This is a genomic window from Xanthobacter sp. AM11 (assembly GCF_047444035.1).
Taxonomy (GTDB): domain Bacteria; phylum Pseudomonadota; class Alphaproteobacteria; order Rhizobiales; family Xanthobacteraceae; genus Xanthobacter.
This window is the reverse complement of sequence record NZ_JBLAOA010000001.1, coordinates 2745106-2765077: the sequence shown is the minus strand read 5'-3', so window position 1 is coordinate 2765077 and position 19972 is coordinate 2745106. Positions and strand designations below refer to the sequence as shown.

Annotated in this window: 19 protein-coding genes and 1 tRNA gene; 13 read left to right on the top strand and 7 right to left on the bottom strand. The window is 70.0% G+C overall.

All coding sequences use genetic code 11. The annotated features are described in order from the left end of the window. Entirely contained in the window at positions 1 to 3801 is a 3801-nt protein-coding gene (gene putA, locus ACI7BZ_RS12770; RefSeq protein ID WP_414117522.1) for a bifunctional proline dehydrogenase/L-glutamate gamma-semialdehyde dehydrogenase PutA, read from the bottom strand. A 146-nt stretch (positions 3802 to 3947) separates the two neighbouring features. Here putA and ACI7BZ_RS12765 point away from each other — a divergent pair, with 146 nt between their 5' ends. The 3 genes from ACI7BZ_RS12765 to ACI7BZ_RS12755 all read left to right on the top strand — a co-directional run bounded on the left by ACI7BZ_RS12765 (position 3948) and on the right by ACI7BZ_RS12755 (position 7339). Beyond that, complete coding sequence (locus ACI7BZ_RS12765; protein WP_414117521.1) at positions 3948 to 4418, top strand: Lrp/AsnC family transcriptional regulator; 471 nt, start codon at positions 3948 to 3950, stop codon at positions 4416 to 4418. A 129-nt stretch (positions 4419 to 4547) separates the two neighbouring features. After that, the gene (glsA, locus tag ACI7BZ_RS12760; protein WP_414117520.1) at positions 4548 to 6389 is read left to right on the top strand and encodes a glutaminase A; all 1842 of its coding nucleotides are present in this window, start codon (positions 4548 to 4550) and stop codon (positions 6387 to 6389) included. Between the two features lie 152 nt (positions 6390 to 6541). Then, the gene (locus ACI7BZ_RS12755) at positions 6542 to 7339 is read left to right on the top strand and encodes a DUF2189 domain-containing protein (protein ID WP_414117519.1); all 798 of its coding nucleotides are present in this window, start codon (positions 6542 to 6544) and stop codon (positions 7337 to 7339) included. Between the two features lie 86 nt (positions 7340 to 7425). Here the strand turns inward: ACI7BZ_RS12755 and ACI7BZ_RS12750 are convergent, their stop codons facing one another. Together ACI7BZ_RS12750 and ACI7BZ_RS12745 are read right to left on the bottom strand one after the other, a co-directional pair. Further along, a complete protein-coding gene (locus tag ACI7BZ_RS12750; protein WP_414117518.1) occupies positions 7426 to 8412 on the bottom strand; it encodes an NUDIX hydrolase in 987 nt (328 codons plus the stop codon). Between the two features lie 219 nt (positions 8413 to 8631). Continuing rightward, positions 8632 to 9360: an SIMPL domain-containing protein gene (locus ACI7BZ_RS12745; RefSeq protein WP_414117517.1), complete on the bottom strand. Its 729-nt coding sequence runs from the start codon at positions 9358 to 9360 to the stop codon at positions 8632 to 8634. 235 nt (positions 9361 to 9595) lie between these two features. Between ACI7BZ_RS12745 and ACI7BZ_RS12740 the strand changes: the two genes are divergently transcribed. Further along, positions 9596 to 9671 (top strand) — tRNA-Ile (locus ACI7BZ_RS12740). 42 nt (positions 9672 to 9713) lie between these two features. Here the strand turns inward: ACI7BZ_RS12740 and ACI7BZ_RS12735 are convergent. The 3 genes from ACI7BZ_RS12735 to ACI7BZ_RS12725 all read right to left on the bottom strand — a co-directional run bounded on the left by ACI7BZ_RS12735 (position 9714) and on the right by ACI7BZ_RS12725 (position 11740). Then, a complete protein-coding gene (locus ACI7BZ_RS12735; protein WP_414117516.1) occupies positions 9714 to 10334 on the bottom strand; it encodes a hypothetical protein in 621 nt (206 codons plus the stop codon). A gap of 88 nt (positions 10335 to 10422) precedes the next feature. Further along, on the bottom strand, positions 10423 to 11370 hold the full coding sequence (locus ACI7BZ_RS12730; RefSeq protein WP_414117515.1) for an aldo/keto reductase: 948 nt from the start codon (positions 11368 to 11370) through the stop codon (positions 10423 to 10425). 43 nt (positions 11371 to 11413) lie between these two features. Beyond that, entirely contained in the window at positions 11414 to 11740 is a 327-nt protein-coding gene (locus tag ACI7BZ_RS12725) for a hypothetical protein (RefSeq protein WP_414117514.1), read from the bottom strand. A gap of 149 nt (positions 11741 to 11889) precedes the next feature. Here ACI7BZ_RS12725 and ACI7BZ_RS12720 point away from each other — a divergent pair, with 149 nt between their 5' ends. After that, entirely contained in the window at positions 11890 to 12174 is a 285-nt protein-coding gene (locus tag ACI7BZ_RS12720; protein WP_414117513.1) for a hypothetical protein, read from the top strand. A 42-nt stretch (positions 12175 to 12216) separates the two neighbouring features. Here ACI7BZ_RS12720 and ACI7BZ_RS12715 read toward each other — a convergent pair whose 3' ends face one another. Further along, entirely contained in the window at positions 12217 to 12816 is a 600-nt protein-coding gene (locus tag ACI7BZ_RS12715) for a helix-turn-helix domain-containing protein (RefSeq protein ID WP_414117512.1), read from the bottom strand. Between the two features lie 383 nt (positions 12817 to 13199). On the opposite strand from ACI7BZ_RS12715, the gene ACI7BZ_RS12710 reads away from it, so the two are divergent. The 8 genes from ACI7BZ_RS12710 (at position 13200) to ACI7BZ_RS12675 (ending at position 19909) form a co-directional block, all read left to right on the top strand. After that, positions 13200 to 14240: an ABC transporter substrate-binding protein gene (locus ACI7BZ_RS12710; RefSeq protein ID WP_414117511.1), complete on the top strand. Its 1041-nt coding sequence runs from the start codon at positions 13200 to 13202 to the stop codon at positions 14238 to 14240. 8 nt (positions 14241 to 14248) lie between these two features. Next, the gene (locus ACI7BZ_RS12705; RefSeq protein ID WP_414117510.1) at positions 14249 to 15055 is read left to right on the top strand and encodes an ABC transporter ATP-binding protein; all 807 of its coding nucleotides are present in this window, start codon (positions 14249 to 14251) and stop codon (positions 15053 to 15055) included. Further along, entirely contained in the window at positions 15052 to 15921 is an 870-nt protein-coding gene (locus ACI7BZ_RS12700; RefSeq protein ID WP_414117509.1) for an ABC transporter permease, read from the top strand. The genes ACI7BZ_RS12705 and ACI7BZ_RS12700 overlap by 4 nt, the downstream gene beginning before the upstream one ends. A gap of 21 nt (positions 15922 to 15942) precedes the next feature. Next, the gene (locus ACI7BZ_RS12695; RefSeq protein WP_414117508.1) at positions 15943 to 16596 is read left to right on the top strand and encodes a 2-hydroxychromene-2-carboxylate isomerase; all 654 of its coding nucleotides are present in this window, start codon (positions 15943 to 15945) and stop codon (positions 16594 to 16596) included. Then, on the top strand, positions 16593 to 16946 hold the full coding sequence (locus ACI7BZ_RS12690; protein ID WP_414117507.1) for a RidA family protein: 354 nt from the start codon (positions 16593 to 16595) through the stop codon (positions 16944 to 16946). Before ACI7BZ_RS12695 ends, ACI7BZ_RS12690 begins: the two co-directional genes overlap by 4 nt. Positions 16947 to 17118: 172 nt before the next feature. Further along, positions 17119 to 18378, top strand: coding sequence for an MFS transporter (locus ACI7BZ_RS12685; protein ID WP_414119160.1), 1260 nt, complete (start codon positions 17119 to 17121; stop codon positions 18376 to 18378). Between the two features lie 62 nt (positions 18379 to 18440). Then, positions 18441 to 18968 (top strand): MOSC domain-containing protein, encoded by a 528-nt coding sequence (locus ACI7BZ_RS12680; protein WP_414117506.1) that lies wholly within the window; start codon positions 18441 to 18443, stop codon positions 18966 to 18968. Beyond that, on the top strand, positions 18968 to 19909 hold the full coding sequence (locus ACI7BZ_RS12675) for a PDR/VanB family oxidoreductase (protein ID WP_414117505.1): 942 nt from the start codon (positions 18968 to 18970) through the stop codon (positions 19907 to 19909). Before ACI7BZ_RS12680 ends, ACI7BZ_RS12675 begins: the two co-directional genes overlap by 1 nt. Positions 19910 to 19972: the final 63 nt, after the last annotated feature.

Here is a 19972-nt window from a genome sequence, read left to right as displayed (position 1 = left end):
TCACGCCATGGCCATGAGGGTGGCGTTGCCCCCGGCGGCCGCCGTGTTCACGCAGAGGCAGGCCTCTTCCAGCAGCGCGGTGGGCGGCAGCGCCGCGGCGCCACGCGAAAGGTCCGCCGTCGAGACGACGTAGAAGGGCACCACCGGCCCCGGCCACGCGGCGATGCGCTGCGCCAGCGCCACCAGCCGCGCCGCCTCCCCGTTTGCCCCCAGCCCGCGCGCATCGCGCCCGCCTGTCTCTTGCCCGCCTATCTCTTGCCCGCCCGTCTCTTGCCCGCCCGTCTCCGCGCGTTCCGCCAGCACCGCAGCGAACCCCGCGCCCGCCGGGGCCGCCCCTGCCGTCGCCAGTTGCACCCGCGCCACCAGTTCCGGCGGCAAATCCGGCGGCAGCCCCGCCAGCAACGCCGCCGCATCGGCCGGTGCCTCCACCACCGCCCGGCAGCCCGCCGCCAGCGCGGCGCCCACAAGCCGCACCAGGCCCGCGCGGGTCTTCGGCAGCAGCAGCACGGTGCCGCGCGGGCGCAGCCGCCAGCTGTTGCGCTCTCCCACCGGGCCGGGAAGCTCCATCTCGCAGCCCAGCGGCATACCTGCCGCCAGCGCCCGCACCGCGCCCGCGCCGGCACCATCGCCATGCTGCGCCAGCCAGTCGGCGAACCGGCCCGCCGCCGGGTCCGCCTGCCCTTCGCCGGGCGTGAAGGCGGGACCATGGACGAGGCGGCCGAGGTAGAGCGGCCCGCCCGCCTTCGGCCCGGTGCCCGAGAGCCCCCGCCCGCCGAAGGGCTGTGCCCCCACCACGGCGCCGATGATGTTGCGGTTCACATAGATGTTGCCGGCCCCCACCCGGGCGGTCACCTCGGCGATGGTGCTGTCCAGCCGCGTATGCAGGCCGAAGGTGAGGCCGTAGCCGGTGGCCGCGATGTCCGCCAGCAGCCGGCCGAGGTCGCGGCGGGAAAAGCGCAGCACATGCAGCACCGGCCCGAACACCTCCCGCGACAGGTCCGCCATGGACCCGATCTCGATCAGCGTGGGCGCCACAAAGGTGCCGGCGGCCGTCGCCGCCGGCAGCGGCAGGCGATGGACGGGAAAGCCCTTCGCCGCCATGGCCGCCACATGGGCCTCGATGCCGGCCTGCGCCGCGCCTGAGATGACCGGCCCCACATCCACCGCGAGCCGGTCGGTGCGGCCGACCTCCAGCTCCGCCATCGCCCCCTTCAGCAGGGTGAGGATGGGCGCGGCCACGTCCTCCTGCAGGCACAAAACCCGGAGCGCGGAGCAGCGCTGGCCGGCGCTGTCGAAGGCGGAGGCGATCACATCCGCCACCACCTGCTCGGGCAAGGCGGAGGAATCCACCACCATGGCATTCTGCCCGCCGGTCTCGGCGACCAGGGGCACCGGCCGGCCCTCCGGCGAAAGGCGCTGCGCCAGCGTGCCGGCGATGTGGCGGGCCACCTCGGTGGAGCCGGTGAACATCACCCCCGCCACCTGCGGCGCCGCCACCAGCGCCGCGCCCACCGCCCCGTCGCCGGGCAGCAGGTGCAACACCTGGGGCGGAACCCCGGCGGCATGCAGGAGGCGCACCGCCTCGGCGGCGATGAGGGGCGTTTCCTCGGCCGGCTTGGCCAGAACCACGTTTCCCGCCGCCAGGGCCGCCGCCACCTGCCCGGTGAAGATGGCCAGGGGGAAGTTCCATGGGCTGATGCAGGCCACAATGCCGAGGGGGCGGTGTGCGGAACCAAGCCGCGCGCCGGCCTCGCCGGCATAATAGCGCAGGAAGTCCACCGCCTCGCGCACCTCCCCCACCGCATTGGCCGCGGTCTTGCCCGCCTCGCGCATGATGAGCCCCATCAGGCGGGGCATGTCCTGCTCCAGCCGGTCGGCGGCGTTCAGCAGCGGCGCGGCACGCTCGCCCGGGGTGCGCGCGGCCCACGGGACGGCGGCGGTCGCTGCCGCCTCCAGCGCCCGCGCCACGGCGGCGGCATCGGCTTCCGCCACATGGCCCACCACGTCCTGATGGTCGCCGGGATTGCGCACCGGCCGCACCGGCCCGCCCCCCGCGGCCGGGGCGGCGTGCCACGGCGTGGCGGCATCGGCGGCAAGGCGGGCGGAGAGGTCCGCAAGCTCCGTCTCGCCGGCCAGGTCCAGCCCGGCGGAATTGCGCCGCGTGCCGAACAGGGCGCGGGGGGCGGCGATGCGCGCGTCGGGGGCGCCGGGATCGTCCATCTCCGCCACCACCTGCGCCGGATCGGCAATGAGCGCCTCCACCGGCACCGACGGATCGGCGAGACGGTGGACGAAGGAGGAATTGGCCCCGTTCTCCAGCAGCCGCCGCACCAGATAGGCCAGCAGCGTCTCGTGGGTGCCCACGGGGGCATAGATGCGGCACGGGCGCGCCGCCTCCCCCGCCCCCACCACTGCCGCATAGAGCGGCTCGCCCATGCCGTGCAGGCATTGGAACTCATAGTCGCCTTCGCGGAAGCCGGGGCCGGCCAGTTCCCACACGGTGGCGACGGTCTGGGCGTTGTGGGTGGCGAACTGGGGAAACACCGCATCGCGCGCCGCCAGCAGCCGGCGCGCGCAGGCGATGTAACAAAGGTCGGTGTGGACCTTGCGGGTGAAGACGGGGAAATCCGCCATGCCGTCGGTCTGGGCACGCTTGATCTCCGCGTCCCAATAGGCCCCCTTCACCAGCCGCACCATGAGCCGCCGGCCGGTGCGGCGGGCCAGGTCGATCAGCAGGTCGAGGACGGCGGGACACCTCTTGCCATAGGCCTGCACCACGAAGCCGATGCCGTTCCACCCGGCCAGCCCCGGGTGGGCGCACAGGGCCTCCAGCAGATCGAGGGAGAGGTCGAGCCGGTCCTGCTCCTCGGCATCGATGGTGAGGCCGATGTCGGACCGGCGGGCGGCAAGGGCCAGCGCCTCAAGGCGCGGCAGCAGCTCCGCCCTCACCCGTTCCGCCTGGGCGCGGGCATAGCGCGGATGGAGTGCCGAGAGCTTCACGGAAATGCCCGGCCCGCCAAGAATGCCGCGCCCGGCCGCGGCCGCGCCGATGGCGTCGATGGCGTCGCGATAGGCAATAAAATAGCGCTCCGCATCGCCCGCCGTCACCGCCGCCTCCCCCAGCATGTCGAAGGAGTGGCGGAAGCCCTCCGCCTCCCGCCCGCGGGCCCGGGCCAGGGCTTCGCCGATGGTGCGGCCCTGGACGAATTCGGCGCCCATCATGCCGATGGCCATGTCCACGGCGCGGCGGATGAGCGGCTCGCCGCACCGCGCCACCAGCCGGGTGAGGGCGCCGGAGAGGCTGCCGTCGTCGGCGGTGGCCGCCAGCCGGCCGGTGATCACCAGGCCCCAGGTGGCGGCATTCACGAACAGGGAGCGCCCGCCGCCCACATGCGCCTGCCAGTCGCCATGGCCGATCTTGTCGCGGATGAGGGCATCGCGGGTGGCGGTATCGGGGATGCGCAGCAGCGCCTCGGCCAGGCACATGAGGGCCACGCCCTCCTGGCTGGAGAGGGCATATTCGCCCACCAGCTCCTCCACCACCGAGCCGTGGGGCCGCGCCCGCAGGCGGGCCACGAGGTGGCGCGTGCGGCCGGCGATGGCGGTGCGCAGGGGCTCCGGCAGGCTGGCGGCGGCCAGGAGATCGGCGACGCACGCCCGCTCCGGGCGGCGATGGGCGGCGGCAACGGCTGCGCGCAGCGCACCAGCCGGCCGCAGTGGAGGCGCGAAGGCGGCAAACGGCGCCGCTTCAGGCCCGGCCGGCAGCGGGGCGGCGGGCTGGGCGCCTCTGGTGGCAGACATGCTTCTCTCCTTCCCGCAGGGGTGGCCCCCGTCCAGCCTTTGGCGGACCCGGGAAGGATAGGGCTGGAGCGGAAATCATTCCGCCTTTTCAGCCGGCACTTCATGCTACATTTCACCTGAAAATGCGCTCATAAGCGGATGATTTTATGGAAAACTTCAATTCTGCAAGCCAGATCGACGGCTTCGACGCCAAGATCCTCGAAGCCCTCGCCGCCGACGGGCGCATGTCCATCACCGATCTGGCCGCGCGCGTCGGCCTCTCCCGCAGCCCCTGCCAGGCGCGGCTGAAGCGGCTGGTGGACGACGGCTTTATCCGCGGCTTCCGGGCGGTGCTCGACCCCGCCCGGCTCGGGCTCGATCACATCGCCTTCACCGAGGTGAAGCTCTCCGAAACCACGGAGAAGGCCCTGTCCGCCTTCAATGATGCGGTGCGGCGCATCCGCGAGGTGGAGGCCTGCCACATGATCGCGGGGCCGTTCGACTACCTGCTGAAGGTGCGCACCCGCGACATCCGCCGCTATCGCGAGGTGCTGGGCGAGAAGATCTCGGCGCTGCCCCATGTGGCCAGCACCTCCACCTATGTGGTGATGGAGCCGGTGAAGGACGGCGGGCCCTAGTGGATCAAAGGCTTGTGCTTCCGCCCTGCGGCGGCGGACGGACAGGAAATCCGGCCCGCGCATGGCAAATCGTTGCATTGCAGCGCAACGGCGTCTTCACTGGGCGGGAGCCTTTTCGGAGCCGGACCCTTGCCCACCGCATCCACCCTGCCTGCCGCCCCCCTCGAAACCCCGCTGCTGCGGTTCCTGAAGGACACCCACGCCGCCTTCGCCCCGGTGGATGATGGCGAGGTGGCCTCCTACATCCCCGAGCTCGGGAAGGCCGACCCGGACCATTTCGGCATTGCGGTGGCCACCACCGACGGCCATGTCTACGAAACCGGCGACACCGGCATTCCCTTCACCATCCAGTCCATCTCCAAGGCCATCGTCTACGCCCTCGCCCTGGACATGCTGGGTTCCGAGCGGGTGGAGGCGGCGATCGGCGTGGAGCCGAGCGGGGAAGCCTTCAACTCCATCCGCCTGCGCGCCGACAACCGCCCGTTCAACGCCATGGTGAACACCGGGGCCATCGCCTGCTGCGGCCTCATCGCCGAGGCGGCGGGGGACGACGCCTTTGAGCTGATCCGCTCCACCCTCGGCCGGTTCGCCGGGCGCACGCTGGAGGTGGACGAGGCGGTGTTCACCTCCGAGCGCACCACCGGCGACCGCAACCGCGCCATCGCCTACCTGCTGCGCACCTATGGCGGCATCCGCGGCGACGTGGACCATCTCCTGGACGTCTACTTCCGCCAGTGCTCGGTGCTCGTCACCGCCCGCGACCTCGCCCTCATGGGCGCGTGCTTCGCCAACCACGGCGCCAACCCCGTCACCGGGGTGCAGGTGGCCTCCACCTATGCGGTGGCGCGCACCCTGGCGGTGATGAGTTCCTCGGGCATGTACGACTTCGCCGGCGAATGGATCTACCGCGTGGGCGTGCCGGCCAAGAGCGGCGTGGGCGGCGGCATCCTCGCGGCCCTGCCCTCCCACCTCGGCCTCGGCACCTTCTCGCCGCGGCTCGACATGCACGGCAACAGCGTGCGCGGCATCCGCACCTGCGAGGCCCTGTCCGAGGCCTTCGACCTGCACATGCTGTCGCGCCGGGACGATGTGCGCACCTGCGTGCTGGCGGACTACGACTTCCACACCGTGCCCTCCAAGCCCGGCCGCCAGCCCCACGAGCAGCGCATCCTGGAAGCGCGCTCCGGCTCCATCCGCGTGCTGGAACTGGCCGGCAAGCTCTCCTTCGCCTCCATGGACTACGTGACCCGGCGGCTGATGGACCCGGCGGGGGTGCCGGAATTCCTCATCCTCAACCTGCACCGGGTGTCCACCATCACCGATGCCGGCATGCGGCTTCTGACCGGGATGCTGAAGACCCAGCTTCCCCCCGCCACCACGGCGGTGGTGGCCGGCGTGGAGGGCGGCTCGCCGGTGGCGCCGCAGGTGAATGCGCTGCGGGCGCAGGGGGTGCGGGTGCGCATCTTCCCCACCTATGATGCGGCGGTGGAATGGGCCGAAGACCAGGTGGTCTACCGCCATGGCGGCTTCTCCCAGATCGGCATCGAGGCGGACCTCGGCCGCCAGGCGCTGCTCGCCGGGCTCTCGCCGCAGGAGCTGGCCGATCTCTCCCGGCTCGGCACCCGGGTGGTGTTCGCCGCCGGCACGCGCATCCTGTCCGCCAGCGAGCCGTCGGCGCGGGTCTATTTCCTGCTGCGCGGCATGGTGAGCGCGCGCTCGGCGGCCAATGTGCGGCTCTCCACCCTGATTCCCGGCATGTCCTTCGGCGAGCTTGCCCTCATCGACGAGCCCCGCAGCACCGACGTGTGGGCCGACACCGAGGCGGTCTGCCTGGAACTGGGCATGGAACCGTTCCGCGCCTTCCAGGAAACCCACGCCCGCGCCGCCGATCGCATCATCCGCAACCTTGCGGTGCTGCTGGCCGGGCGCATCCGCATGGCCACCGCCCGCATCGAGATGCTGACCGGCTGAGGCGCCTTCCGCCGCCCGCCCACCCCGGCGGCGCGGGGGCCGGCCCCGCGTCCCGTCGTCACACCAAGACCCTTTACAACCCGCCGGAGCGCTCGCACTCTCCTGGACAAAAGAGCAAGGGCTCCCTCAGGGAGCCCCCCGGGAGAGCGAACATGGCGGACATTCTGGAACGGCCCGCGGCTGCGGCGCCTGTAATACCCACAATTCGCGCAGTCACGTTCGGCGACGTGAAGGCATCCTTGATGGCGGGGCTCTCGGACTTCTCCCGCGCGCCCGCCTTCGGCCTGTTCTTTGGCGCGGTCTATGCGCTGGGCGGCCTGCTCATCGTCGCCTGCGTGTTCGCGCTGGACCTCGGCTATCTCGCCTACCCGCTGTTCGCTGGGTCCGTGCTCATCGGCCCGTTCGTCGCCGCCGGCCTTTACGACGTGAGCCGGGAGCTGGAGGCCGGGCGCACGCCCAGCTGGGGCGGCGTCTTCTCCACCATCTTCGCCCAGCGCAAGCGCGAACTGGGCTGGATGGCGTTCGTGAGCATCTTCGCCTTCATCATCTGGATGTATCAGGTGCGCCTGCTGCTGGCCCTGTTCCTGGGCTTCGCCTCGTTCGCGACCCTGCAGGACTTCGTGCGGGTGCTGTTCACCACCACCGACGGGCTGAGCTTTCTGGCCGTGGGGCACGTGGTGGGCGCCGCCCTCGCCCTCGGCCTGTTCTCCATCTCGGTGGTGTCGTTTCCGCTGCTGATGGACCGCGACCTCGACGTGGTGACGGCCATGATCACCTCGGTCCAGGTGGTGCTGCTGAGCCCCGGGCCCATGATCGCCTGGGGCGTGACGGTGGTGGCGCTGCTCCTCATCGGCGCGGTGCCGGCCTTCCTGGGGCTCATCTTCGTGCTGCCGGTGCTGGGCCACGCCACCTGGCACCTCTACCGCCGGGCGGTGGTCCCGGCGCAATAGCGCGCTCCCGGGCGATTGCGGCCGGCGGGACAAGGGATCGGCCGAATCGCGCGATGCCGTCGCCGCAGGGCACGGGGAGGAGCGCTTCAGCCCTCGCCGGCCGGATCGTCCGGGACGGCGGCGGGCTTGCGCTTCACCTTTGCCGAAGACGCCTTTGCCGAAGCCCCCTTTGCCGAAGACGCCTTTGCCGACGCGCTCTCGGGGGAAGCCGCCTCGGCCAAGACGGCGGACGTCTCGACCACCTCAACGGGCGTGGCCAACGTCCGCGCCTTCTTGCCGGCGGGCTGTTTCGCCGGAGCGGATGCCTTCTGCCCCGCCGCCGCCTTCTTCCCGGCCACAGGCTTGCGATCCGCCGCCTCCGCAATGACCGGCGCGGGTTCGGGAGCGGCCGGGTGGCCGCGGCGGGCGCCACGCACCACAGCATCGGCCGCCGGCGCTGCCGGCGCCTCCTGCGGGCGCACGTCCGCCGGCGCGTCGGTATCGGGCAGGAGTGCGGCCGGCGCTGTGCCGGCGGCGTCCTGCGCCGGCCGCGCCTTGGCGGCCTTTCCCGAAGCCGCCTTCTCCTGCTGCGTCTTTTCCTGCGCGGTGCGCAGCTTGGCTTCCCGCTTGCGGGCCATGAGATCGCCCAGCGCCCGGATGAGCGCGGACAATTCGGGCTCCTGCACCGCCGCGGCGGCGCTGTCGATGGAGAACCAGAAGCCGACGCGCTGGAACCGCTCCGGCCATTTCTGCAGCATCCGCTTCACCTTGAGCGGGAACACCAGCACATCGCACAGCACGCTGCGCGAGCCGATGCGCTTCTCGTAGGTGTACATGCCGATGGGCTCGCGGGCGACGGTGCCCAGCAGGCCCGCTTCCTCATAGCTTTCGCGCGCCGCCGTCTTGGGCGGGGTCAGGCCCTTGATGGGCCAGCCCTTGGGCACCACCCAGCGCCGCGTCTCGCGGGAGGTGATCAGGCGGATCTGCACTTCGCCATCCCGGCGCACCCGGTAGGGCAAGGCGGCATACTGGACCCGGCGGGGCGAATGATTGCCGACGCCCGGTTCATCCGGCCAACCCGAGGGGAGCGACATGGGCATTCCTGGAATGGGCGCGCGGCGCGGCGAAATGGACGGCGGCATCGCGCTACGCGCAGCACCGTGCGTCGCAACACCACCGGCGGACCAGCCGCCGGCCTCCTGTACCATAGACACGCGCCGCGGCAAGCCGTCACGCCCGGATGCGGTCGCACTGCAGCACGCGATCCGCCCCCGGAAGCTCCGCCAGCGTGCGGGACGCAGGCCGATCGCGCTCTAAAGCGGCTCGGCCTCGTAGACCATCACCGTGCGGGCCCTGACCTCGATTTCGCCCGCCTCCACCGGCACCGCCATGCGGGCGCCTTCCGCCTTCATCAGCATGGGCGCCGGCATGACGATGCCGCCCTGGATTTCCGGCTGGATGGAGGTGATGCGGGTGAGCCGCAGGCCGGCGGCGGCGGCCAGGGCCTTGGCCTGGTCCATGGCATCCTTCACCGAGGCGAGCCGCGCCTCGCGCTCGATCTTCGCCGGGTCGGCAAAGGCGAAGGCTAGGCCGCTGGCCTGGTTGGCGCCGGACTGGATGGCCTTGTCCAGGAGCGCGCCCAGCTTGTCGAGATCGCGCACTGTCACCCGCACGGAGTTGCGCACCTCGAAGCCCACCAGCTTCGGCGCCTCGCGGGAGGAGGACTGCCCCTGCGCATATTGCGGCTGCACCGAGAAATTGGCGGTGGCGATATCCCCCGCGGCGATGCCCGCAGCCTTGATGGCGGCGATCACCTCGGCCACCGCCCTGGAATTGGCGGCGAGGGCCTCGTCGGCGGTCTTGGCGGCGGAAACCGTTCCGGTGGAAAGGGTCGCCATGTCCGGCGGGGTGGAAACCCGGGCCTCGCCCACCACCGTCAGCGTGGCCGCCGCGGCCGGCTGGGCGAGGAGGAGCGCCGACGACACGGCTCCGGCGAGGAGACCGGCGAGAAGGGGCAGACGGCGGGTGGGGGATGCGCGCATGAATTCTCTTCCCGTTGGCTGGACCGCACCGGCCATCCTGCCGTGGCCGGCGGGCACTCTCCCGTTCTGGCCGGGAGGCGGCATCCCCGCCCGGGCCGACACGACCCCGGCGGTTTGCTCCGCGCTGCGAAACGACGCTGCGAAGGCGGCGCCAATGGGGCAGCCCTGTTGTTTGCCACGGGCCGGATTGCTACAGCAGAAGGGACAAGGCCGCGCGACTCGGTTGCGCCGCCGCGGGCCCGTAGCTCAATGGTTAGAGCTGACCGCTCATAACGGTCTGGTTGGGGGTTCGAGTCCCTCCGGGCCTACCAAATTTCGGCTCCCCCTGGTCAGCCGCCTCGATCGTGGTGATTTTAATCTATACTTTTCAGCCTGTTGCCACGAAACAGAGCCTCTCGATGTGCGCCCGCGCAAATCGGCAGCACTGAACTTCGATGGTCCAGCATCGCTCGCGCGGGTTCGGTCCCCTCAAATGCCGCCGCCCGGCATCGCGGTCCGCCCCACCTCGCGCCGGGCGGGCAGACGCCGGGCGGCCAGTCGGGCGGATCGGAGACCACCACCACCGACCAGATCTGCGGCGCTTCGGCCGCCGCCCCGTTGTTGACCGAATAGAACAGGCGCGCGTCATGGACCGCGAGCGCGATCACCCGGCGCGCCGACGGGGCGAAGCCCCAGGTCTTCGGATCGTCCGCCTTGAAGCGCGCGTTGGCGATGTTGGGGCGCCCGGCCGGATCGAACGCCACGGGCGCGAGCCCGGCGGCGACGCGGCCCTGGATGCCATGGTCGAAAGGCGGGCCGGGTTCGGCGCCGCCGTCCACCGCAAAACGGTGGATCATGCCGGTGTGGAGGTCGGAGGCGAAGAGCTGCCGGCGCGCCGGGTCATAGGCGAAACTGCCGAGGCCGGATGCCGGATTGGCAACGCCGTTCAGCATCATCTCGGCGAACACGGTGACCGAGCCGGTGGCCCCGTCCACACGATAGATGCTGCCCGGCCCGCCCGAGAGGTCGAGGCCGAACTGACCGGCCATCCACGCGGTGCCGGGCCCGCCACCCCGCCGGGCTTCAGATGCTGGCCCGGTCGAGCCGGCTCAGGGCCGCCGCATCGAGCGTGAGGCCGGGCGCGGCCATGATGTCGTCGAGCTGGGCGAGGCTGGTGGCGCTGACGATGGGCGCGGTGACGCCCGGCTGGGCCATCAGCCAGGCCAGGGCCACCTGGGTCGGCGTCGCGCCGAGGCGCGCGGCGATCTTGTCCATCTCCGCCAGAAGGTCGAGCCCGCGCGGATCGAGAAAATGGGCCACGGTGCCCGCCCGGGCCTTGCCTTCGAGGTCTTCCGGCCTGCGGTATTTGCCGGTGAGGAAGCCGCCCGCCAGGGCGTAATAGGGGATGACGCCGATCTGCTCCTTCAGGCACAGCTTCTGCAGCTCGCCCTCGAACAGCGCGCGATTGGCAAGATTATAGTTCGGCTGCAGCACGCTGAAGCGCGGCAAAGCCCCGGCGTCGCTGGCGGCCAGGGCCTCGGCGAGGCGCGGCGCGGTATAATTGGAAGCGCCCACCACGCGCACCTTGCCGGCTTCGACCAGCCGGGCGAACGCCTCCAGCGTCTCCTCGAACGGCACGGTGCTGTCGTCGATATGCGCCTGGTAGAGGTCGATACAGTCGGTGCCGAGGTTGCGCAGCGAGGCCTCCGCCGCGGCGATGACATGGGCCCGGGAGAGGCCCTTGCCGGCGGCTTTCATATCCATGCCCACCTTGGTGGCGATATGGATGGCGTCGCGCCGCCCGCCGCGCTTCAGCCAGGCGCCGATGACCCGCTCCGATTCCCCGCCCGAATGCCCCGGCACCCAGATGGAATAGACATCGGCCGTGTCGATGAGCGAGAAGCCGCGGGCCACGAAGGCGTCGATGAGGGAAAAGGACGTGGCCTCGTCCACCGTCCAGCCGAACACATTCCCGCCGAGGGCGAGCGGGGCGATGCGGATTGCGGTCGTGCCGAGCGCGCGCGTGTCCACGTGGATATCCTTGAAAGCCGGAAGAGGAGCGCTGGAGCGGCACCTACCGCCCGCGCTGGTCCCACGAGCCGCCCATGGTCTGGACCAGATGGATGTAGTCGAACAGGTCGCTCAGCATGAAATGGCGGTTCTCGACCGTCTTCATGTGGGCAACCGTATGGGCGTCGCCCTCCAGATAGCGGAAGGCGGTGGTGCGGAACTGCTCGGGGAGCGTCAGGTTGAAGGCGGAAGGCTGGGTGAGCATCCGGCAGATCTGGTCGAAAAGCAGCCGGAAACGCTCGTCTTCGGGCTCCAGATAGACGTCGCCGAAGTCCTCCTTGTACTGGCCGAAAAGGGCAAGGTAATCGCCGCTGTCGGGCTTGCGCTGCATCTCGTCCGTCCGTCCCCTGTCAGGTTTTTCCGCGCCAATCAAGATCCGTGCCATCACGGCGCCGGCCCTGGACCCCCGAGCCGCCTGCGCGCATCCTCCTGCGCCGGGCGCGGCTGGACTATACTGGCGCGGTAACGGGAGGCGCCGGAATGATCGAGGTGCGGCAAAGTGCCGGCGGGGACCCGCTGAAATTCGCGGTGGCGGTGCGGGACGAGGCGGGGGAGACCCGTCACGTGGTCACCATGGCGCCGGCCACCTACCAGGCGCTGACGGCGGGCGCGCATAGCCCGGTGCGCTGCGTGGAGGCGGCCTTCCGCTTCCTGCTGGACCGGGAGCCGAAGGAGAACATCCTCGGCCGCTTCGACATGGCGGTGATCGCCCATTACTACCCGGACTTCGAGCAGCGGTTTGCGGGCTACCTGTCGCCGCCGTGATGGCTGGCAGGTGACGCCGGCGGCGCCGCGGCGGCGAGAGGCTCAATCGGTCGCGGCGGGAGCGGAGTCCCCATCGGCGGCGCTGACGGCCACCACCACCAGCACTTCCGCCTGCTGGCGCCCGAGGCTGCGCAGCTCGTGGCGCTCCTCGCCGCCGAAATAAAGGCAATCGCCCTTTTCCATGATGAATTCCTCGCTCCCGAGCTTCACGGCGATGGAGCCGGAGACGACGAACAGCATCTCCTCCCCGCCATGGGCCCATCGCGGGCTGGCCTTGCTGCCGCCGGCCCTGGGGGGCCGGAACAGAAAGGGCTCCATCGCCTTGCGCGTGCGGCCCGTGGCCAAAGGAACAAGGCTCGCCGCGCCGCTTTCGCCGGGCAGGGCATCGGCCGCCCGCTGCAGGATGTAGCGCGGGCTCGGCGCGGCGTTGAGATCGAACAGCTGCGCCACGTTCACGCCGAGGGCGGCGGCCACGCGCAGCAGGGCGGCGATGGACGGCGTCTTCAAGCCCCGCTCCACCAGGGAGAGGTAGCCGCGCGTCAGCTCGCTCTGGGCTGCAAGGCGGTCCAGGGTGAGGCCCCGCTCCACGCGGAGCGTGCGCAGGTTCGGGCCAAGACGATCTGACTTCGAAACGTCGAGCAATCGGTTCTCCGCTTGCAGCTCTGGAGCCGGAACTCCCTGCTCAGGTTAAACGCGTTCCCCCTGCGCAACGCAATCGCCAGCAAACAGGGACGATCGGCGGACGATGCGGCGCAGCGTTAATCCCAAACGGGAATAGCTGTTCTGTCAGGAATAAATCCAGAGGTAAACACCCCGCTGCGGAAATTTCGTGCCAGCTCAGCCGAAAGTTTAGGCGATAGGCCGGAATAATGGCTAGATATCTACCTTTCCCTACCCGTGCGCCCATGGATTGAGCAATCAGCCGCATCGCGCAAAAAAGCGGCTCTTGATTTCTATTAGTAAACTTGATTGGCTTTGCGAGTAGCTCGCAACTACGGGCGCCATGCCAAACGAGGGGAATCAGGATGGCCAACAGTCACATCACCCGCCGCAGCCTTTTGGGAGCCGCGGCCGTGGGCGCCGGCATTGCTCTACGTCCCGGCCGCCTGGTGGCGGCACCCCGCGTCATCTTCGGCGTCGCCAGCCTCGATGTCTCCTACGCCTTCATCTACGCAGCCCTGAAGAAGGGCTATTTCGCCGCGGCCGGCCTCGACGTGGAGCATCTCAATTCCCAGAGCGGCCCGCGCACCAAGCAGATGCTCTCGGCCGGGCAGATCTTCGCCGCCTCCACCGGGTCCAGCGATTCCGTCGCCCTCACCATGGCCGGCAAGCTCTCGGTGCTGGTGTGCTCGTTCGAGCGCCGGCCGGCCCTGGCGAACATCCTCGTCAGCAAGGCCGCCTATGATGCCGGCGTGCGCAGCGTGAAGGACCTTGCCGGCCGCAAGATCGGCGTCACCCAGCCGCAGGCCCTCACCTGGCTTCTGGGGGTCGCCATCACCGAGGCCGCCGGCCTGAAGGGCAAGGTGGATTTCCGCCCGCTGGGCGACTTCACCACCATGCTCGGCGCGGTGAAGGCAGGCTCCGTGGACGGCTGCATCGCCTCCTTCTCCATGCTCGATGCGGCCGAGGCCGAGGGCTGGGGCATGCCCATCTTCCGCGCCTATGACGATGCCGACTGGAACTCCGCCTTCAAGGGCGACCTGCCGGGCGTGGGCGTCTATGTGCTCAAGGACACCATCGAGGAGAAGCGCGCCGAGGTGCAGAAGCTGGTGGACGGCCTCGTAAAGGGCACCGACTTCGTGAAGGCCGCCTCCCCGGAGGAGATTGCCGAGCTGGTGAAGGCCGATTTCCTGCCCACCACCCCCCTGCCCGCGCTGGTGAGCGCCGCCAGGAAGTTCAAGGCCACCTGGAACTTCGACAACACCTTCACGCCGCAGGCCTATGCCGACCTCATGGCGGTGATGGGCGAGGGCCGCATGTATCCCTCGGCCGACCTTGCGGCGCGGGCCAGGTTCGCGGATCTCGTGGACAATTCCTTCGTGCTCAAGGCGCGGGGCAAGGCCTGATGCGCGTCATGATCCGCCTCGACGCCGTGGGCAAGACCTACAGCTCCCGCACCGCGCGCCACACCGCCATCGGCAGCGTCTGCCTCGACATCGCCAAGGGCGAGTTCGTCTGCGTCGTCGGCCCCTCCGGGTGCGGCAAGAGCACCCTCCTCAACATGATCGCCGGCTTCCAGCCGGCGACCACGGGCACCATCACGGTGAACGGCGCGACGGTGGAGCCGGGGCGCGTGCCACCGGGCCTCGGCTACCTGTTCCAGAAGGATACGGTGCTGCCCTGGCTGACGGTGGAGCAGAATGTGGGCCTCGGCCTGCGCTTCGCCCACATGCAGCCCGGCCGCATCGCCGAGAAGGTGCGCGGCCTGCTCAAGCTCGCCAATCTTGAGCCCTATGCGGGCTATTTCCCCTACCAGATCTCCGGCGGCATGCGCCAGCGCACCGCCCTGCTGATGACGCTGGCCTGCGACCCGCAGGTGCTGCTGCTGGACGAGCCCTTCGGGGCGCTGGATTCCCACACCAAGATCAACCTGCACCGCGAGCTGCACGACATCTGGCGGCAACTGGGCCAGACCATCGTCATGGTCACCCACGACCTCGACGAGGCGGTAGCGCTGGCCGACCGCGTGGTCGTGCTGTCCGGCCCGCCGAGCCGGGTGCTGCTCGACCACCGCATCGACATCCCCCACCCGCGCAACCCCTACGCCGTGCGCGAGACCGACGCCTTCGGCCAGAACCTCAAGGCCATCTGGGCCGTGCTGGGGCGGGAATACCAGCGCACGCCCGACGGCGCGGGAAGCGTGATGGGAGCCGCCGCATGAGCAGCACCATGGAAAGCCTCGATGCCCCGCTGGCGCCCGTCGCGCCGCCGCCGGCCCGCCGCGCGCCCCTGAGCGAAACCGTGCGCGTGCGGCTCTACCAGTTTCTTCTGCTCGTCGTCTTCCTCGGCCTGTGGGAAGGACTTACGCGGGTGCCCTACCTGGTGAAGAACACCTTCCTCGACCCGTTCTTCATCAGCCGCCCCTCGCTGATTGCCGAGCAATTGTGGTCCTGGACCTTCGGCGCCCAGGCCGGATTTCTCCTGCCCCACCTGGCATCGACGCTGGGGGCCACCGTCCTCGGCCTTGCGGTGGCAGGGGTCACGGGCTTTGGCGCCGGCCTGGTGCTCAGCCAGAACCCCATCCTCTCCCGGACGCTGAACCCCTTCATCGTCTGCTGCAACTCGCTGCCGCGCATCGCCATGGTGCCGCTCATCACCATGATGTTCGGCCTCGGCCTCCTGGCCAAGGTGGTGACGGTCTGGTTCGTGGTGTTCTTCCTCATCTTCTTCAACACCTTCAAGGGCTCCCTGTCGGTGGAGAAGCACATCCTGCAATTCTGCCAGACCCTCGGCGCCTCGCCCCGGCAGATATTGTGGAATGTGCGGGTGCCGAGCGCGCTGGCCTGGACCTTCGCCGCGCTGCCCAACGCCATCTCCTTCTCGCTGGTGGGCGTGGTGATCGCCGAGTTCGTCGGCACCACCACGGGCATGGGCTACCTCATCGTTTCCTCCCTCTCCACCCTCAATGCCAGCGAGATGTTCGCCGCCATCACCGTGCTCGGCCTGTGCGGCATCGGCCTCGTCTCCATCGCCGAGCACCTGGAGCGCCGTCTTCTGCGCTGGTCGCCCCAGTTCAACGAACGCTGAACCCTGATGAGAGACTTGAAAATGAGCAAATCAATACCAGACGCCATAGATTACTACTTCTGGATCAATTCAGACTGGGCCTATTTCGGCAATCCGCGCCTGAAAGCCATGGGCGAGCGTTATGGACTACCGATCAATTACTATCCGGTGGACATCGGCGCGGTCTATGCCCGCACCGGCGGCATCAAGCTGCCGCTGCGCTCCAAAGAGCGGCGCGACTACCGCTTCATGGAGATGCGGCGCTTCCGCGACATCCTCGCCATGCCCATCAATCTCGAACCGAAACACATGACCCAATCGGTGGAGATCCCGTCGCGCTTCGCCATCGCGGCCATGCACTTGGGCCTTCCCGCCCACGATCTGATCCACGCCATCATGACCGCCCTGTGGGTGGAGGAGAAGGACATCGAGGACGCGGTGACCCTCGTCGCCATCGCCGACGGCCTCGGGCTGGACGGCGCGGCCATCCTCGCCCGCTCAAGGGGCAAGGAGGCGGCCGAACAATATTACCGCAACACCGACGAGGGCGTCGCCCGCGGCATGTTCGGCGCGCCGTTCTATCTCTTCCGCGGCGAGGCCTTCTGGGGCCAGGACCGGCTGGAGATGCTGGACGCCACCATCGCCCGCGCCCTCGGCCAGCCGGCGGTGCTGCCGAGCCTGAAGGTGGCGTCGTGATCCGCCGCATCGGGGTCGGCCCCCGCCTCAGCGCCGCCACCGTCGCCGGCGGCTTCGTCTTCGTCTCCGGCCAGGTGCCGGACGACCTGTCCACCGGCGTGGAACACCAGGCCCGGCAGGTGCTCGCCAAGATCGACGCCATCCTTGCCGAAGCCGGCACCGGCAAGGGCGCCATCGTGACCGCCACCGTCTGGCTGCCGGCCATCGGCGACTTTGCCGCCTTCAACACGGTGTGGGACGCCTGGGTGCCGCCCGGCGAGGCGCCCGCCCGGGCCTGCGTGGAAAGCCGGCTGGCCCATCCCGGCATCAAGGTGGAAATCGGCTGCATCGCGGCCCTGCCCGCCGCCTGAAGCCCCAACGACCCGCAAGACTCCAGCCGCCCGGACATCAGAAGCCGGGCGGAACGGGAGGGCGTGCGCCCCAATCTTCAAGACCTCCCACGGGGATACTCACATGGCTGTCACGGAACACGCAGTCCCGGGCCATCCGTCCATTTCCGCCCCGGCCCTCAAGGCCTCGGAAATGCGGCAGATCGTCTGGTCGTCGGTCATCGGCACCGCGGTCGAATGGTACGACTTCCTCATCTATGCGGTGGCCACCGCCCTGGTCTTCAACAAGCTGTTCTTCCCCACGCAGGACCCGACGATCGGCACCATCGCCGCCTTCGGCACCTATGCGGTGGGCTATCTCGCCCGCCCGCTGGGCGCCGCCATCTTCGGCCATTACGGCGACCGGCTCGGCCGCAAGGCCATGCTGTCCATCACCATCATCATCATGGGGCTGGGCACCTTCTGCATCGGCCTCCTGCCCACCTATGAGCAGATCGGCGTCGCCGCGCCCATCCTGCTGGTGCTGCTGCGGTTCGTGCAGGGAATCGGCATCGGCGGCGAGTGGGGCGGCGCGGTGCTGATGGTGGTGGAGAACGCGCCGAAGGAAAGGCGCGGCTTCCTCGGCTCCCTGGTGCAGGTGGGCAACCCCATCGGCAACCTCGCGGCGCTGGGCGTGTTCGCGCTGGCCTCGCAACTGCCCGAGCAGGACTTCCTGGGCTGGGCGTGGCGCATTCCCTTCCTCATCTCCATCGTGCTCATTGGGGTGGGCCTGTTCATCCGCCTGAAGCTGCACGAGACGCCCGCCTTCCGGCAGGTGAAGGCGAAGCACGAAGTGGCGCCCATGCCGGTGGCCGAAGTGTTCCGCCACCACAAGAAGACCTTCTTCACCGCCGTGGGCCTGAAGATCGCGGAAATCTCCTACGCCTCCATCGCTGCGGTGTTCATCCTCTCCTACGCCACCCAGCATCTGGGCATGGCGCGCGCCACCATCCTCAACGGGGTGATGCTCTCCTCCTTCGTGGCGCTGTTCTCCATCCCGCTGTTCGGCTGGCTGTCCGACCGGTTCGGCCGGCGCACCCTGTTCTTCCTGAGCTGCCTGTTCTGCGCCGGCTTCGCCTTCCCCATGTTTGCGCTGCTGGAGACGCGCGACCCGGTGATCGTCTCGCTCACGGTCGTCGTCGCCATCTCCTTCGGCCAGATGGTGATGTTCGGGGTGGGCGCGCCCTTCTACTCGGAGCTGTTCAGCGCCCGCCTGCGCTACAGCGGCGCCTCGCTGGGGTTCCAGATCGGCGCGGCCATCTCCGGTGGCCTCACGCCGGTGGTGGCGGCCGCGCTGATGGCCTGGAGCGGCGGCGCCACCTGGCCGGTGTCCCTCTTTCTCATCTTCTGCGCGCTCATCACCGCCATCGCCACCTGGGCCGCGCCAGAGACGGCCGGCAAGGAGCTGACCTGACGCAACCGAGCGGCGGCCGCGGCGCCGCCGCCCTTCCACTCCCAAGTGCCAAGGACAAGCCCATGGATCTCCAGGACCTCATCGCAAGCCCGGCCGAGGGCGCCACGCCGGTTTCGCCCGCCTTCGTCGGCGTCGTGCGCTTCCTGCACATCACCCCGCGCGCCTTCCTGCCCATGCATGCGGTGCCGCAGATCACGCTGGTGGCCGGAAAGGGCATCGAGGGCGACCGCTACATGATCGGCCGCGAGGAGGGCTTCTATTCCGACCGTCCCGAGGAGGGCCGGCAGGTCACCTTGTTCGAGATCGAGACGCTGGAGGCGCTGAAGCGCGATTCCGGCATCGAGCTTGGGCCGCAGGATCACCGGCGCAATGTGACGGTGGAGGGCGTTCCCCTGAACCATCTGGTGGGCCGGCGCTTCCTTCTCGGCGAGACGCTGCTGGAGGCGACGCGCCTTTCGGTGCCCTGCCGCCACATCGAGGAGATCACCGGCAAGGCCATATTCGACCCGCTCATCAACCGCTCGGGCCTCAACTGCCGCATCCTGAAGGGCGGCGTGGTGCGCCTGGGCGACGCGGTGCGGAGCCTGTGATGGCGCCCCGGCGCATCCGCACCGTGGTGGCCGCCCGGGTCCCGGCCGGCGCGGACGTGGTGTCCTTCGTGCTCAAGGACCCGGAGGGGTGGGAGCTGCCTCCCTTCCGCCCCGGCGCCCATGTGGACCTCTACCTCCCCGGCGGGCTGGTGCGCACTTATTCCCTCATCAACGCACCGGCGGACAAGCACCGCTACGTGATTGCGGTGAAGCGCGAGGCGGCCGGGCGCGGCGGCTCCCGGCTGCTGTGCGATAGGCTGGAGGCCGGGGCGGAGATCGGCGTCGGCCTGCCCCGCGGCGGCCTGGAGCTGGGGCCGCAGCCCCAGGTCTTCATTGCCGGCGGCATCGGCGTCACGCCCTTCCTCTCGGCGGCCGATGCGCTGCTGCGGGCGGGCCGGCGTGATTTCATGCTGCATGTGATCACGCGCGGGGCGCCGCCGCTGGCAAGCCTGGTGGCGCCACTCGTGGCCGCGGGGGTGGCGCAGGTGCACGACACCCGCGCCGGCCCCCGGCCCCGGCTCGGCCCGCTGCTGGAGGCGTTCGGCGATGCGGCGGCGGCCTCCTGTTGCGGACCCGAGGCGCTGCTGGCCGGCTTTACGGCAGCGACGGCCCATTGGCCGGCGCACAGGGTGCATGTGGAGCGCTTCGTTGCCCCGCCCCTGGCCGCGCCGCCGGAAGCCCGACCCTACCGGCTGGTCCTCAGCCGCAGCGGCGCCGAGATCGAGGTGGCGGCCGGCGCCAGCATGCTGGACGCGCTGACGGCCCACGGCATCCCTATTCCCCAGTCATGCGGCGGGGGCATCTGCGGCCTGTGCAAGGTAGACTGGATCGAGGGCGAGCCCCTGCACCGCGACCGGGCCCTCAGCCCCGATGAACGCCACCGCTCGCTGCTCGCCTGCGTCGCCCTGTCCGCCGGCCCGCGGCTGGTGGTGGACCTGTAGGGCGCCCCCGCCCCCGGCTGGGGAGTGGAGCGGGCGCTTTCGGCGAAGGCTTTTCATCCTGTC

Excerpts from the sequence above, each read along its gene's own strand:
- ACI7BZ_RS12720 (WP_414117513.1), top strand. The coding sequence starts at position 11,890 with ATGATCGAGGTGCGGCAAAGTGCCGGCGGGGACCCGCTGAAATTCGCG.
- ACI7BZ_RS12695 (WP_414117508.1), top strand. The coding sequence starts at position 15,943 with ATGAGCAAATCAATACCAGACGCCATAGATTACTACTTCTGGATCAAT.
- putA (WP_414117522.1), bottom strand. The coding sequence starts at position 3,801 with ATGTCTGCCACCAGAGGCGCCCAGCCCGCCGCCCCGCTGCCGGCCGGG.
- ACI7BZ_RS12765 (WP_414117521.1), top strand. The coding sequence starts at position 3,948 with ATGGAAAACTTCAATTCTGCAAGCCAGATCGACGGCTTCGACGCCAAG.
- ACI7BZ_RS12685 (WP_414119160.1), top strand. The coding sequence starts at position 17,119 with ATGCGGCAGATCGTCTGGTCGTCGGTCATCGGCACCGCGGTCGAATGG.
- ACI7BZ_RS12700 (WP_414117509.1), top strand. The coding sequence starts at position 15,052 with ATGAGCAGCACCATGGAAAGCCTCGATGCCCCGCTGGCGCCCGTCGCG.
- ACI7BZ_RS12755 (WP_414117519.1), top strand. The coding sequence starts at position 6,542 with ATGGCGGACATTCTGGAACGGCCCGCGGCTGCGGCGCCTGTAATACCC.
- ACI7BZ_RS12745 (WP_414117517.1), bottom strand. The coding sequence starts at position 9,360 with ATGCGCGCATCCCCCACCCGCCGTCTGCCCCTTCTCGCCGGTCTCCTC.
- ACI7BZ_RS12680 (WP_414117506.1), top strand. The coding sequence starts at position 18,441 with ATGGATCTCCAGGACCTCATCGCAAGCCCGGCCGAGGGCGCCACGCCG.
- ACI7BZ_RS12725 (WP_414117514.1), bottom strand. The coding sequence starts at position 11,740 with ATGCAGCGCAAGCCCGACAGCGGCGATTACCTTGCCCTTTTCGGCCAG.
- ACI7BZ_RS12750 (WP_414117518.1), bottom strand. The coding sequence starts at position 8,412 with ATGTCGCTCCCCTCGGGTTGGCCGGATGAACCGGGCGTCGGCAATCAT.
- ACI7BZ_RS12675 (WP_414117505.1), top strand. The coding sequence starts at position 18,968 with ATGGCGCCCCGGCGCATCCGCACCGTGGTGGCCGCCCGGGTCCCGGCC.
- ACI7BZ_RS12705 (WP_414117510.1), top strand. The coding sequence starts at position 14,249 with ATGATCCGCCTCGACGCCGTGGGCAAGACCTACAGCTCCCGCACCGCG.
- ACI7BZ_RS12710 (WP_414117511.1), top strand. The coding sequence starts at position 13,200 with ATGGCCAACAGTCACATCACCCGCCGCAGCCTTTTGGGAGCCGCGGCC.